Here is a 15,485-nt window from a genome sequence, read left to right as displayed (position 1 = left end):
TGGCTCCGCCGACGCCGCCCCCGAACAACTCGCCGAACTGCGCACCCTCGACGACATCATCACCTTCATCACCGAAGCCGCCGGCGCGACCGCGGCACCCGAGGCGCCGGCCGCCGGCACCGGCGCCGCACCCGCCCCCGCGGCCGCCACGTCGGCCGACGAGGTGCGCAAGGTGCTCCTGGAGAGCGTCGCCGCCAAGACCGGCTACCCCGCCGACATGCTCGAAACCACCATGGACATCGAAGCCGACCTCGGCATCGACTCCATCAAACGCGTCGAGATCATGGGCACCCTCCGCGACCGCTTCCCCGGCTCCGCCGACGCCGCCCCCGAACAACTCGCCGAACTGCGCACCCTCGACGACATCATCACCTTCATCACCGAAGCCGCCGGCGCGACCGCGGCGCCGGAGGTGGTGGCCGCCCCAAAAGCCTGACGCCCGGCCTCGGACGCTTCCACGCCGCGCTGACCGCCGTACCGGAGGCGGACCTGCTGACCGGCGCCTACCGGGCCGATCCGGTGGCGCTGCTGGCGGGGTCGGGTGAGCTGCTCGAGCCGCTGGCCGGGGCGCTGCGGGCGCGGGGCTGGAGCGTGCACACGGGCCGGGAGGTGCCCGAGGGCACCGAGCGCCTGGACCTGGTCGTCGACTGTGTCGAGGCCGACGGGCACGAGGCGCAGCTCGCCGCGCTGCGGGAGACGCTGCTGCTGGCCGGGCGGACCCAGCCGCTGCTGGAGCGGGCCGCCGATCAGGGCCGGGCGGCGTTCGTGACCGTGACCCGGCTGGACGGCCGGCTGGGCCTGTCGGGCACCGCCGGCGTGGAGCGGGCCGCGCTGGGCGGGGTCACCGGGCTGGTGAAGACCCTCGCGATCGAGGCTCCGGCGTTGTTCTGCCGGGCGCTGGACCTGGCGCCCGAGCTGACGGGCGAGCGCGGTGCCGAGGCGGTGCTGGCGGAGCTGTACGACGCCGAGCGGGCGCTGACCGAGGTCGGGCGCACGGCCGACGGGGCACGTGTGACGGTGACGCTGGCCGACGGGACCGCCGACCGGGCCGCCGACGGGACCGGTCCGTCGCTGCCGGGCGAGCCGGGCGCCGGTGAACCCGGTGCGGGCGACCTGCTGGTGGTGACCGGCGGGGCGCGCGGTGTCACGGCGTCCTGTGTGCTGGGGCTGGCCCGCCGGCACCGCACCGGTCTGCTGCTGCTGGGCCGTACCCCGCTCGCCGAGGAGCCCGCGTGGGCGGCCGGCGTGGCGGAGGCCGGGCTGCGGGCCGCGGCGGCGGGCGAGCTGAAGCGGTCCGGTGCCAAGCCGTCGCCGCGGGCCGTGGAGGCGATGGCCCGCGAGGTGACCGGCGTCCGCGAGATCCGCGGCACGCTGGAGGCCCTGCGCGCGGCCGGCGCCGAGGCCGAGTACCTCGCGGTGGACGTCAGCGACGCGGACGCCGTGCGCGAGGTCCTGGCGCCGCACCGCGCCCGGGTCACCGGCGTGGTGCACGGCGCGGGCGTGCTGGCCGACGGCCTGGTGCGGGACAAGAAGGCCGGTGACGTGGACCGGGTGCTGGCGACGAAGCTGACCGGGCTGCGCAACGTGCTCGGGGCGCTCGACGCCGGTGCGGTGCGGCACGTGGTGCTGTTCTCCTCGGTCGCCGGGTTCTTCGGCAACCGCGGCCAGTCCGACTACGCGATGGCCAACGAGGCGCTCAACCGCTGGGCCTGCGCCCTGCGGGCGCGGGCGCCGCGGGCCCGGGTCACCTCGGTGAACTGGGGTGCGTGGGCGGGCGGCATGGTCACCCCGGCACTGGAGAAGATGTTCGCCGAGCGGGGTGTGACGCTGATCCCGGTCGAGGAGGGCGTGGGCTACTTCGTGGAGCAGTTCTCCGCGGAGCGCGCCGCCGACACGGTGTGCGTGGTGGGGCCGAGCACCCCGCTGTCGGTGCGGGAGGCGGCGCCGCTGCCGGCCGGCGGGCTGGTGCTGCGCCGCGACCTGGCGGCCACGGCCGCCGACCCGGTCGTCGCCGACCACGCGATCGGCGGGGTGCCGGTGCTGCCGGCCACGGCGGCGATCGGCGGGCTGCTGGGCGCGGTGCACCGGGCGGTGCCCGGGGCGCGGATCACCTCGGTGCGCGGGTTCCAGGTGCACAAGGGCGTCGTCTTCGACGAGGGCCGGCCGCACTCCCTTGAGCTGACGGTACGTCAGGACGGGGAGGCGCCCGGGTCGTACGACGTGGCGGTGCGCGACGACGCCGGGCGGCCCCGCTACCGGGCGCTGCTGGTGGCCGGGCCCGACCCGGCGCCCGCGCGGGTGACCGGCCTGCCGCGCGGTGAGGGCGAGGCCCCGGTGCCGTACTACGAGGACGGGACGCTGTTCCACGGCCCGGCCCTGCGCGGCATCACCGGGGTCCTCGACGCGGGCCGCCGGCTGGTGCTGGCCGCCCGGCTGGCCGACCCCGGCATCGCCCGGGGCGCGTGGCGGGCGCCCGGCTACAGCCCCGTCCTGTCCGACCTGCTGCTTCAGGCCGTACTGGTGTGGGCGCGCCTGCACCGCGGCGAGGCGGTGCTGCCGACCGCGGTCGGCGAGGCCGAACTCCTCGCGCCGCTGCCCGAGGACGAGCCGTTCCGGCTGGTCGTCGACGCGGTGGCCGAGACGGCGAGCGGCATCCGCTGCACGGTCACGGCGTGCACGCCCGACGGGCGGGTGCTGCAACGGCTGCGCGAGGTCGAGGCGGTGCCGAGCCCGGGGCTGGCGGCGAAGTTCGCCGCCTTGGCGACCGGCCGGTCCTGACGAGTCGAGTGGGAGAACTGGGAGACCATGTCCAGCACACCCCGCGGCGCCAGTCGCCGCGACGAGCCGGTGGCCATCGTCGGTATGGCCTGCCTCCTTCCCGGTGCGCACACCCCCGACGAGTTCTGGGAGGCGCTGCTCGCCGGGGAGGACCACCGCACCGAGGGCGGCCGGGAGGTCTTCGGGACCGATCCGGACACCCCCGGCGGGTGGGGTGACGCGGAGCACCGCGTCACCGCCACGCGCGGCGGATTCGTCCACGCACCACCGATCGACCTGACCGGCCTGAACGTGCCCGCCGGTGATCTCGCCGCGCTGGACCGCGTGGTGCTGTGGTCCCTGGACACGGTCCGCCGGGCCCTCGCCGACGCGGGTCTGGACGGCGGCGCGGAGCACCTGGCGCGCACCGGGCTGGTGCTGGGCAACTACTCCTTCCCCACCGAGGCGTCGGTGGGCCTGTGCACGCCGCCGGTGCGGCGGGCGGTCAGCGAGGGCCTGGCGCGTGCCGGGCTGCCCGTGCCGCCCGCCGCGGGCGGCGAGCCGGAGCCCGCGGCGCAGAACCTGTGGCCGTTCGGGCAGCCGGCGACGGTGACCGCGCAGGCCCTCGGGCTGGGCGGGCCCCGGCTGGCGCTGGACGCGGCGTGCTCCTCGGCGCTGTACGCGATGGCGCTGGCCCGGGACTACCTGGCCACCGGCGCCGCCGACGTGATGGTCGCCGGGGCGGTGTGCGCGCCCGACCCGCTGCTGATCCACCTGTCCTTCTCCGATCTGCACGCCTACCCGGACAACGGGGTCAGCCAGCCCTTCGACGGCCGGTCCGGCGGCATCGTCACCGGGCAGGGCGCCGGGGTGCTGGTGCTCAAGCGGCTCTCGGACGCGCTGCGCGACGGCGACCGGGTGCACGCGGTGCTGGAGTCGATCGGGCTGACCAACGACGGGGCGGGCCGGCATCTGCTGAGCCCGAACGTGCGCGGCCAGCTCGGTGCCTACCGGCAGGCGTACGCGCACCTGGACCCGGCGTCGGTGGACTACATCGAGTGCCACGCGACCGGCACCCCGCTGGGTGACGCGACCGAACTGCGCGGTCTGAGCGAGTACTTCGGCTCGGTCGGCGCCGAGGTGCCGCTGCTGGGGTCGGTGAAGGGCAACGTCGGGCATCTGCTGACGGTCGCCGGGTTCACCAGCGTGCTCAAGACGGTGCTGGCGCTGCGGCACGGCGTGATCCCGGCGACGCCCGGCGTCGAGTCGCCGCTGCGGCCCGAGGGTGGTGAGGCGGCGGCGGACCGGCTGGTGCTGGACGTCCGGCCGTGGCCCGAGCGGGAGGGTCCTCGGCGTGCCGCGGTCTCGGCGTTCGGCTTCGGCGGCACCAACGCGCACGCGGTGCTGACCGAGGCCCAGACCCCGGCCGGGCGCGCTGCCGCGTCCGGGACCGGGGCCGCGTCCGCGTCCGGGGCCGGGCAGAAGACCGGCGCCGCGCGGCCGTCCAAGGCCGCGGCGGCGACCGGGGCCGCGGCGGCGTCCGGCACCGCGGACGCGCCGCCCGTGCCGGAGCCGCGGCTGGCCGTGGTGGGGCTGGGCAGCCGGCTCGGGCCGCTCACCGGCACCGGTGAGCTGTCCCGCGCGGCGCGCTCCGGGCGGCCGGCGCTCACCGAGCGGCCCGCGAACCGCTGGTACGGCGCCGAGCGGGTGCCGGGCGGGCCGCTGGCCGGGACCGTCGCCGAGGGCACCGACCCGGCCGGCGGCTACGTCGACGCGGTGGACGTCCATCCGCGCACCTACCGCATCCCGCCGAACGAGCTGGCCCAGGCCAACCCGCAGCACCTGGCGCTGTTCGAGGCGGCGGAACAGGCGCTCGCGGACGCCGGGTTCCACGCGCCGCCGCCCGGCACCAAGGCGGACCAGATGCCCGAGCGCCGGGTCGCGGTGGTGGTCGCCATGGAGATGGAGCCGCGCACCCACACCCACCGCGCCCGCTTCGACATCGGCGCCCATGTCCGCGCCGAGTGCGCGCGGGCCGGGGTGGAACTGGACCCGGCGCGGCTGGACCGGCTGGAGGAAGCCGTGCGCGGCGCCGTGCACGACCCGATCGGCGCCAACGAGGTCCTCAGCTACATCGGCAACGTGATGGCGAGCCGGATCTCCTCCTCCCGCAACCTGACCGGCCCGTCGTTCACACTCGCCGCCGACGGCACCGCCGCGGTGCGGGCGCTGGAGGTGGCGCGGCTGCTGCTGCTCGACCCGACCGTGGACGCCGTGCTGGTCGGCGCGGTGGACCTGGCCGCCGGCGCGGAGAACACCCGGGCCAGGGCCCGGATCGCCACCGCCCTCGGCCAGGAGATGCCGGTGCTGGGCGACGGCGCCGCCGCCGTCGTCGTCACCCGCGAGGACGCCGCGCGGGGGCGGCGCGTGTACGCGACGGTCGACGCGCTCGCCGTGCACACCGCCCCGGGCCGCGCCGACGCGGTGGCCGGGGCGGCCCGGCAGGCCCTGTCGGCCTGCGGCACGGACGCGCGGGAGGTGGCCTACCTGGAGCTGTCGGGGGCCGTCGCGGCCGACCGGCGGGAGGAGAGCGCCGCGCTGGCCGGGGTCTACCGGGCCGGCGAGGGCGAGGACCCGTACGGCTGCGCGCTGGGCGGCACCACGGCGCTGGTCGGCGACACCGGGCGGGCGGCGCCGCTGGCCGCGCTGGTGTCGGCCGTCCTCGCGGTGCACCACGCGGAGTTCCCGGCCGCCCCGGCCGGGCTGCTGGACGCCTCCGACCCCGGTCTGGAGGGTTCGCGGTTCACCCTGCTCGGCGACCCGCAGCCATGGCTCGTGCGGCGGCGCGGCGGACGGCGGACGGCCGCGGTGAGCGTGCTCGGCGACGACGGACCGCACGGGTCCACCGCCGCCCACCTCGTGCTGCGCGGCACCGCGGCGGACGCGGCCGGAGGGCGGGAGGCGTCCTGGACGGACGGCCCCGGCGTGTGGATCCTGCCGTTCTCCGCCGACGACGGGCCCGCGCTGGCCTTGGCCGCGGGCGCCCTGCGCGCCGAGATCGCGGGCCGGGGTGCCGAGGCGGTGGTGCGTCAGGCCGCGCACACGGCCCGGACCGGGCGGCTGACCGCGGTGGTCGTCGCCGCGGACGAGGCCCGGCTGGACGCCGAACTGGCCGCCGCCGAACGGGATCTGCCGGGGGTGGCCGACGGCGGCGGGGAGTGGAGCACGCCGTCCGGCAGCTTCTGCACCGCCCGGCCGATCGGCCCCGGGGGCCGGGTCGCGTTCGTCTACCCGGGCGCGTTCGCCACGTATCCGGGTGCCGGGCGCGATCTGTTCCGGCTCTTCCCCGGTCTGCGGGCCGCCTTCGAGCGGGAGGCCGACCGGCCGGCCGAGCGGCTCAAGCACCGCTCGCTGTACCCGCGGGCGCGGGGACCGGTCGACCGGCGCGCGCTGATGCGGCACGAGGCCGAGCTGATCGAGGACATCCCGGTGATGCTGGCGTCGGGCACCAACTTCGCGGTGCTCCAGACCCGGCTGCTGCGGGACGTCCTCGGGGTCGCCCCCGACGGTGCGTTCGGCTACAGCCTGGGCGAGTCCAGCATGCTGTTCGCGACCGGCGTGTGGGCCGAGTCGGCGCGCGACGACGCCGCGCTCGCGGCGACGCCGCTCTTCCGCGACCGGCTGCGCGGACGCAAGGAGCTGGTCCGCGAGTCCTGGGAGCTGCCGGCGGACACCCCGGACGCGGCGGTGTGGACGACGCGGGTGCTGCTGGCCGGCGCCGACGCCGTGCGGGCGGCCATGACCGGCCTGGACCGGGTGTTCCTCACCCACGTCAACACCCCGCGGGAGACGGTGGTGGCGGGCGCGCCCGAGCAGGTCCGCGAGCTGATCGAGCGGGTGGGCTGCCAGGCCGCCAAGGCGCCCGCCAACCACGTGATGCACTGCCCGGTCGTCGACCCGGCGCTGGAGGGTCTGGCCGCGCTGAACGACTACCCGCTCGCCGACGACGTCCCGTCGCTGGAGCTGCTGTCCGCCTACGACTACGACACCGTCCCCGTCACCGACCGCGGTGAGCTGGCCGGGCGGATCGCGCACACGCTGCGCTCCACGATCGACTTCGCGCGGCTGGCCGGCACCGCCCACGAGCGCGGCTACCGCTACTTCGTCGAGGTCGGCCCCGGCGCCACCTGCACCCGCTGGATCACCGAGACCCTCGGCGAGCGGGCGCACCTGGCGGTGTCGGTGGACCGGCGCGGCGCGGCCGGTGCCGCGGCCCTCGCCCAGGCCCTGGCGCGGCTGATCGCCCACGGCCTGGACGTGGACCTGGGCGTGCTCTTCCCCGCCGCCGAGGCCGCCGCCGGGTCCGGGCCCGTCCTGAGGGTCGCCTGCGGGGGCGAGGCGACCGTGGAGCGGGTCGCCCGCGCGGCGGCCCCGCTGCTCGCCCCGACCGCTGACGCCGACTCCCCCGAGGTGACCGCCGACATGAGCCTGGTGCCCGGCAATCCGCCGAGCGACGACGCGAGGGAGGGCACGGCGCCGCAGGACACGCCCGTGCCGGCCGCCGAGGGGATCGTCATCGAGGGGACCCCCTTCGTCCACCTGCCCGAACCGGCCGGCGTGCCCGCCCTCGCGGGAGCCGTGGCGGCCCGGGCCGCGCACCTGGCCCAAGGTGCGCCCGGGGCCCCGGCCGCCCCGGCCGCCCCGGCCGCTCCGGTCGCCCGGGCGTCGGTGCCGGGGCCCGTGTCGCCGTTGCAGGCGATCGCGGCGAGCGTGGCGCACGCCCACCGGGCCGCGCTGCGGGCCCAGCACGCCGTGCTGGACGCCTCGCTGCGGACGCTGACGCCGTCCGGGCAGCCGGCGTACCCGGCGGCGTACCGGCCGCCGGCCGGCCCGTCCGGGCCGCAGGCGCCCGAACCGCCGGCGGCCGAGCCGCAGGCCACCGGGCCCGCGCCGGGGACCGGCGGCGACGGCAGGCCCGTGATCTGGGACGAGCGGGACCTGCTGGAGTTCGCGCAGGGCCGGATCGCCCCGGTGTTCGGGCCGGCGTTCGCCGAGGTCGACACCTACCCGAGGCGCTGCCGGCTGCCGGAGCCGCCGTACCACTTCGTCACCCGGGTCACCCACGTCAAGGGCGAGACCGGCGTGTTCGAACCGTCGGAGATCACCACCGAGTACGACGTGCCGGCGGGCGCCTGGTACGGCGTCGACGGCCTGGTGCCGTGCGCGGTCACCATCGAGGCCGGCCAGTGCGACATGCTGCTGATCAGCTACCTGGGCATCGACTTCCGCACCAAGGGCGAACGGGTCTACCGGCTGCTGGACAGCCGGCTGGTCTTCCACGGGCCGCTGCCGCGCGAGGGGCAGACCCTGCGCTACGAGATCCGCATCGACCGGTTCGTGTGGAACGGCGACAGCCTGCTGTTCTTCTTCAACTACCGCTGCTACGCCGACGGCGAGCTGATCCTCGAACTCCTCGACGCGTGCGCCGGCTTCTTCACCCCGGCCGAGCTGGAGGACTCCCTCGGCGTGGTGGAGACCGCCGCCGACCGGGCGCGGCGCGCGGCGATGACGCCGGCCTGGTTCAAGCCGCTGGCCCGCACCGACGTCACCGCGCTGAGCGGGGCGGACCTGGCGCTGCTCGCCGAGGGCCGTCCGGGCGAGGTGTTCGGGCCGCGCTGGGACCAGCGGGCGGACGGGCTGAACCGTTCGCTCAGGCTGCCCGGCGAGATGCTGCGCATGATCGACGAGATCACGTCGATCGACCGGCTCGGCGGGCCGCGCGGCCTGGGGCGCCTGTCGGCCGTCAAGCGGCTGGACCCCGACGGCTGGTACTTCCGGTGCCACTTCACCGGCGACCCGGTGCTGGCCGGTTCGCTGATCGCCGAGGGCGGTGTGCAGCTGCTCCAGGTGTACGCGATGTACCTGGGCATGCACCTGGTGCTGCCCGACGGGGAGTTCCAGTCGGTGCCGGGCCTGGAGACCGAGGTCAAGGTGCGCGGGCAGATCACCCCGGACATGCGGGAGGTCCGCTACGAGGTGGACGTCATCGAGCTGACGATGCTGCCGCGGCCCACGGTGATCGCGGACATCACCGTGTACGACGGGGACAAGCCGATCGTGGCGATGCGCAACTTCGGCGTCCGCGTCCAGGAGAAGCCGGGCACCCCCTACCGGCCGGAGGCCGGGGGCGTCCCCGCGTTCCTGGGCCGCCGCAACGAGCGGGGCGAGGCGGCGTTCATCAACGAGCTGCACCTCGCGCACGCCGCCAAGGGCGACCTCGGCACGGCGATGGGCACCGAGTTCGAGATCTACGCCGACCGCCGTGCGCCGTACATCCCCAACGGGGACTTCCGGTTCGTGGACCGCATCATGCGGCTCACCGGCACCCGCGGCGACCTCTCCCCGGGGTCGACGATGGCCACCGAGTACGACTCGCCGCCGGAGGCCTGGTACTACGCGGACAACGGCCCGGCGGGCATGCCCAACTGCGTCGTGATGGAGACCTCGCTCCAGGCGGCGATCCTGCTCGGCTACTACCTGGGCGCGACCCTGGCCAGCCCCGAAGAGGAGCTGTCGATCCGCAACCTCGACGGCCGGGCCACGTTCGTCAAGCGGCTCGACCTGCGCGGGAAGACGATCCGGCACGAGTCGGAGCTGCTGTCCAGCCAGGCGGTGCCCGGGGCCACCCTGCAGAACTTCCGTTACCGGCTGCTCGCCGACGACGAGGTGTTCTACGAGGGCGAGTCGCTGTTCGGCTACTTCACCGAGCAGGCGCTGGCCCACCAGGTCGGCCTGGACTCCGGCCAGTACGTGCCGCCGTGGCTGGAGTCGGCCGGCGACCGGCCGGCGGAGGGCGCCGTGCGGCGGCTGCCGGTGCGCGCCGACGACCGCTGGTTCGCGCCCGCCCCGGGCAGCGGGCTGCGGCTCGGCGACGGCCATCTGCGGCTGGTCGACGAGGTGACGCTGGTCGACGGCGGCGGTGAGCACGGCAAGGGCTATGTGTTCGGCCGGCGCGGCATCGACCCCGACGACTGGTACTTCGCCTGCCACTTCCACCGCGACCCGGTGATGCCCGGCTCGCTGGGCGTGGAGGCCGTCCTCCAGGGGCTTCAGGCCCTGGTGATCGAGTCCGGTCTGGCCGACGGCATGGGCCCGGTGCGGTTCGCCGTGCCGAAGGACGTGCCGATGGGCTGGAAGTACCGCGGGCAGATCCTGCGCGAGGACCGCGAGATGACCTTCGACGCGCACATCAGGGAGGTCCGGCGCACCGAGGGCCGGCTGACCGTCGTCGCCGACGCCAGCGTGTGGAAGCCGGGCCTGCGCATCTACGAACTCACCGACATCGCCGTGGACGTCGTTCCCGACGAGTCCGCCGAGGAGGACCAGTGACCACCGCCCCCGCCCGGACGACCGCCCCACCGGCCGCGCCCGTGCACACGGACCCGGCCGGGATCCACCACGTGCTCGGCGCCCTGGAACAGCCCTGCTACATCGTCGACACCGGACACGGCGTCGTCGGCGCCACGAACGCGGCTCCCGGCCCCGGCGGGCGGATCGTGGCCGCCGCCGGGCCGCTGCCGCCCGAGCGGCTCGGCTCCGCCGACTTCCGCGCCCGCAACGGCGTGGCGTACGCGTACATGGGCGGTGCCATGGCCGGCGGCATCGCCTCGGAGGAACTGGTGATCGCGCTGGCCCGGTCGGGGGTGCTGGCGTCCTTCGGGGCGGCCGGGCTGCTGCCCGGGCGGATCGACCGGGCGCTGACCCGGTTCGCCGCCGAGATCCCCCGTCTGCCGTACGCGGTCAACCTGATCCACAGCCCGAGCGAGGACGCCCTGGAACGCGAGGGCGTGGAACTGCTGCTGCGGCACCGGGTGCGGTGCGTGGAGGCGTCCGCGTTCATGGACCTCACCCCGCACGTGGTGCGCTACCGCGCCGCCGGACTGAGCCGCACCGCCGACGGCCGGGTGCAGATCGGGCACCGGATCGTCGCGAAGGTCTCGCGCGCCGAGGTCGCCGAGCGGTTCATGCGCCCGGCGCCGGAGGCGATCACCGCGGACCTGGTGGCGCGGGGACTGATCACCGCCGAGCAGGCGGAGCTGGCCCGGCGGGTGCCGATGGCCGACGACGTCACCGCCGAGGCCGACTCCGGCGGGCACACCGACCGGCGTCCGCTGACCGCGCTGTTCCCGGGGCTGCTGCGGGTGCGCGACACCGTCCAGCGGGAGCTGGGGTACGGGCAGCGGATCGGTCTGGGAGCCGCGGGCGGCATCGGCACCCCGCGCGCCGCGGCCGCCGCGTTCGCGCTGGGCGCCGACTATGTCGTGGTCGGCTCGGTGCACCAGTCCTGCCTGGAGTCGGGCACCTCGGAGGCGGCGCGCCGGCTGCTGGCGGGCGCGGGGCTCGCGGACTTCGAGATGGCCCCGGCCGCCGACATGTTCGAACTCGGCGTGGAACTCCAGGTGCTGAAGAAGGGCACCCTGTTCCCGATGCGCGCCAAGAAGCTGTACGAGCTGTACAAGGCGTACGACGGTGTGGAGGCGCTGCCCGAGGACGCGCGCCGGCAGCTGGAGCAGCAGGTGTTCCGCCGGCCGCTGGACGAGGTCTGGGCGGACGTCGAGGAGTACTTCACCCGGCGCGACCCGGACCAGCTGACCCGTGCCCGGCAGTCGTCCCGGCGGCGCATGGCGCTGATATTCCGCTGGTACCTGGGCATGGCGTCGCGGTGGGCGGTGACCGGTGAGGGCGAGCGCACGGCCGACTACCAGGTGTGGTGCGGGCCGGCGATGGGCGGCTTCAACGAGTGGGTGCGCGGCAGCTATCTCGCCGCGCTGGAGAACCGCAGGGCCGCCGACGTCGCCCACCACCTGATGCGGGGGGCGGCGTTCACCGCGCGGGTGCACCAGTTCGCACTGAACGGGGTGCGGCTGCCGGCGGCGAGCACCGAGTACGTGCCGGTGCCGCCGGCGGCGGCCGGGGAGGCACGGTGACGGCCGGGCGGGCGGGGGCGCCGTACGCCGCCGTCACGGAACTCGACCGGTCGCTCGGCGACCCGCGGGATCCGGGCAACCCGTACGGGTTCGCGGCGATGGCTCGCCGGGACGCCGCCGAGGCGTTCCCGCGGGAGCTGGCCGACCGGGTCGGGCCCTGGCTGCGCACGGCGTTCGTACCGGCCGCTCACGGCGGTGACCTGGTCTCCCTGGACCACACGCTGATGCTGGTGCGGGCGGCGGCCCGCCGGGACGCGGCGGTGATGCCGGCGACGATGTTCAGCATCACCGCGGCGGTCTGTGTGCTCGCCGCGGGCTCGGCCGAGCAGCGCGAGCGGGTGGTGCGGCTGCTGCGGGAGGGCGGCTCGGTCGGGTTCGCGCTGTCCGAGGAGGAGCACGGCGGCGATCTGCTGGCCAACTCCTGCACGGCCGTCCCCGACCCGGCCCAGGGCGGCTCCGGCTACCTGCTGGACGGCGAGAAGTGGCTGGTGGGGCTCGGCGAGCGCTGCCAGGCGCTGCTGGTGGTGGCCCGCACCGGGCGGCGCGGGCCGGGCGCGTTCTCGGCGCTGCTGCTGGAGGGCAGCGAGGTGGACAAGGCGCGCTCGGGTGTCCGGCAGCGGCCGGCCGGGATGCGCGGCGTCGACTTCGCCGGGTTCCGGTTCGACGGGCTGCCGGTGCGCGCGGACGCGCTGGTCGGGCGGCCCGGACACGGCCTGGAGATCGCGATGAAGGCGATGCAGGTGGTGCGCACCATGAGCACCGGGTGCAGCCTGGCCTGCGCGGACACCGGGCTGCGGCTGGCCTGGGACTTCGCCGTACAGCGGCGGGTGGGCGGGCGCGCCGCGAGCGAACTGCCGTATTCGCGGCGGGAGCTGGCGACGGCCGCCGCGCTGGTGCTGGCCGCGGACGTCGCGGCCCTGACGGCGGCGCGGGGCGCGCACGTGCTGCCCGCGGCGCAGTCCCTGTGGTCGAGCGTGGCGAAGAAGACCGCGACCGACTTCGCCGACGAGGTCTTCGCCCGCTGCGCGGACGTCCTCGGCACGCAGGGCGTGCTGCGGGAGGGACCGTACGCGGCGTTCGACACCGCCCGCCGGGACAATGCCGTGGTCCGCTACATCGACACCAGCCCGGTGGCGAACATCCGGCTGGTGGCCGCGCAGCTGGCCCGGCTCGCGGGGGCGGCGGGCACGACGTCCGGCGCGGCGTCCGGCGTGGGGGACGGCGACGAGTTGGCCCTCGGGCGGGTCTTCGACCTCGGTGCCGGGCTGCCCGAGGCGGACTGGGACCGGCTCCAGCTGTCGGACCGGGGCGGGGACCCGGTGCTGTCCCGGCTGCCGGCGGTGGCGGAGGCGGTGCGGCACGCGGTGACCGAGGGTGCCGCGGCGCCGGTCGCCGACGCGGCCCGGATCGTCGCCCGCACCCGGCAGCTCCAGGGCGCGGTCGACGGGCTGCTGCACGACGTGGCGTGGCGGCTGCGGGCCGGCAAGGAGGAGGGCGGCGGCCCGCCGGAGCTGGGCGATCTGGCGGAGCGGCTGTGCCTGCTGCACACCGCCGCGAGCTGTCTGCACCTGTGGTGGGCGGGCCGCGACCGCTCGCTGTTCGGGCTGCCGCCCGGGGACGCGGCGTGGCTGAGCCCCGTCCTGACGGCTGTGCTGGACCGGGCCGGCGGGCGCGTCACCCCGCTGCCCGACCCGGAGGCGCGGCGGCTGCTGGACGTCGTGACCCCCTTGTACGAGGAGAACCGCATGTTCTCCTGCACCGCCCCGCACCTGGCCTGACGGACCGTGCGCACCACGCAGGGAAGGAACCGCACCGTGACAGTCGACGACCTCGTCGCCCTGGCGGAGGGGCTGGAGGGCCACCTCGGGGACCCGCACGACGACAGCGCCCGCATGCCGTTCTCGAAGGTGCTCGCCTTCGACGAGCGGGAGGAGTTCCCCTACGAGCTGACCGATCTGCTCCAGGCCTGGGGCGTCCACGAGTACTGCCTGCCCGAGAGGTGGGGCGGGCGCGCCGGTGACGTGGAGGTGGGGTTCAACCTGGTGCGCCTGGTGGCCCGCCGGGACCCGACCACCGCGACCGCGCTGATGATCACCAATGTGGCGTTCATGCCGCACTGGATCGCCGCCGGCGACGAGCAGGGCCGGGCCGCCGTGCACGGCATCCGGCACGGCGCCCGGATGTCCTGGGGGCTGTCCGAACGCGGGCACGGCAGCGATGTGCTGGCCAACGAGATGCGCGCCGAACGGGTGCCCGGCGGCTGGCGGCTGACGGGCGAGAAGTACCTCATCGGCAACGCCACCATCGCCGACGTGGTCAGCGTCCAGGCCCGCACGAACGAACGCGGAGGGCCGGGCGGCTGGTCCGTCTTCGCGGTGGACCGGCGCCGCTGCCCGGCCGGCACCGTCGCGGCCCTGCCCAACGAGCGCCTGCACGGGCTGCGGGCCCTGGACATGAGCGGCATCCGGGTCGACGGCGTGTTCGTGCCGGAGGACGCCCTGGTCGGGGCCGAGGGGCAGGGGCTGGAGCTGGCGCTGAAGAGCGCCCAGGTGGCCCGGGTGGTCATCGGCTCCATCGCCCTGGGCGCGGTGGACACCGCGCTGCGGCTGACGATGGACTTCGCCGTGCGACGGGAGATCTTCGGGCAGAGGGTCGCCGACATCCCCTACTCCCGGCGCCAGCTCGCCGAGTGCTTCGCCGACCTGATGGTGGCGGACGCGGTGTGCAGCGGTGCCGTGCGCGCCCTGCAGAGCAACCCCGAGCAGGCCAGCGTGTACTCCTCGGTGGTGAAGTACTTCGTGCCCACGCTGCTGGAGCGCACCATGGGGCAGTTGTCGGTGCTGCTCGGGGCGCGTCTGTACCTGCGGGACCATCCGCACTTCGGCGTCTACCAGAAGATGCTGCGCGACCTTGCGGCGGTGTCGTTCGTGGACGGCAACACGGTGGTGAACCTGAAGAACATCGCCGCGCAGCTGGACGGGCTGCTGGGTACGGCGCAGGACGCCGGTGACGGGCTGCGGGCCGAGGCGGTGGAGCGGATCGGCACCATGTTCGGCCTGGGTGCCGAGCTGCCGGTGTGGCGTCCGGAGCGGCAGTTGCTGGTCAGCCGGGGCCGGGACGACGTCCTGCTGGCCCTGCCCGACGCGCTGGAGCGGCTGCGCGGCCTGGCGGAGCGTCAGCAGGGCCGTACGGAAAGGGAGTTGTTCCACCGGGCAGCGGAGGCCGGCGACCGGCTGCTGAAGGAGTTCGACCGGCTGCGCGGCGAGACGGCCCGGCTGAAGCAGGACGTGGGCCGCGGGTACGCCGGCACCGCCGAGCAGTTCCGGCTGGCCGAGCAGTACTGCGCCCTGCACGCGGGGGCGGCGGCGATCCATCTGGCGGTGCGCTCGCAGGGCGCGCTGGGCGAGGGGTTCCCCGACGCGGCGGTGCTGCTGCTGTGTCTGGAGCGGGTGTGGCGGCAGTTCCGCCCGACGGAGACGGTGACGGACCCGGCCGTCGTCGACCGGGTGATGGGGGTGCTGTCCGATCTGCACGGCCGGGGGCGGCTGTTCTCGCACTGGCCGGTCCGGGTGCGGGCCTCGGCCGGCTGGACGGCGTGAGCCCGGCTCCGGACGGCGGGCGGGACGGCGGGGGGGGGGGGGGGGGGGGGGGGGGGGGGGGGGGGGGGGGGGGGGGGGGGGGGGGGGGGGGGGGGGAGGAGCCCAGGGTCCCGGGGCGGGTGCCTCCTCAGAAGGAGGAGGG

General features: G+C 76.1%; 6 protein-coding genes. All 6 read left to right on the top strand.

All coding sequences use genetic code 11. From position 1 onward, the window contains the following. Positions 1-436 (top strand): phosphopantetheine-binding protein (locus ACZ45Q_RS31965; RefSeq protein ID WP_468267921.1); only part of this gene is annotated, 436 nt, incomplete at its 5' end. Between the two features lie 83 nt (positions 437-519). Further along, on the top strand, positions 520-2,778 hold the full coding sequence (locus tag ACZ45Q_RS31960; RefSeq protein WP_468267918.1) for an SDR family NAD(P)-dependent oxidoreductase: 2,259 nt from the start codon (positions 520-522) through the stop codon (positions 2,776-2,778). 27 nt (positions 2,779-2,805) lie between these two features. Then, positions 2,806-10,146 carry a beta-ketoacyl synthase N-terminal-like domain-containing protein gene (locus ACZ45Q_RS31955; RefSeq protein ID WP_468267915.1) on the top strand — a complete coding sequence of 2,447 codons (7,341 nt, stop codon included), beginning with the start codon at positions 2,806-2,808 and terminating at the stop codon, positions 10,144-10,146. Next, positions 10,143-11,744 (top strand): PfaD family polyunsaturated fatty acid/polyketide biosynthesis protein, encoded by a 1,602-nt coding sequence (locus ACZ45Q_RS31950; protein ID WP_468267912.1) that lies wholly within the window; start codon positions 10,143-10,145, stop codon positions 11,742-11,744. The genes ACZ45Q_RS31955 and ACZ45Q_RS31950 overlap by 4 nt, the downstream gene beginning before the upstream one ends. Further along, complete coding sequence (locus ACZ45Q_RS31945; protein WP_468267909.1) at positions 11,741-13,522, top strand: acyl-CoA dehydrogenase; 1,782 nt, start codon at positions 11,741-11,743, stop codon at positions 13,520-13,522. The genes ACZ45Q_RS31950 and ACZ45Q_RS31945 overlap by 4 nt, the downstream gene beginning before the upstream one ends. 36 nt (positions 13,523-13,558) lie before the next feature. Continuing rightward, positions 13,559-15,343: an acyl-CoA dehydrogenase gene (locus ACZ45Q_RS31940; RefSeq protein ID WP_468267906.1), complete on the top strand. Its 1,785-nt coding sequence runs from the start codon at positions 13,559-13,561 to the stop codon at positions 15,341-15,343. Positions 15,344-15,485: the final 142 nt, after the last annotated feature.

The organism is Streptomyces sp. NPDC031049, assembly GCF_055571015.1.
Note: the sequence above shows the minus strand (reverse complement) of the source record. Positions and strands in the feature narration are given on the sequence as shown.

Excerpts from the sequence above, each read along its gene's own strand:
- ACZ45Q_RS31955 (WP_468267915.1), top strand. The coding sequence starts at position 2,806 with ATGTCCAGCACACCCCGCGGCGCCAGTCGCCGCGACGAGCCGGTGGCC.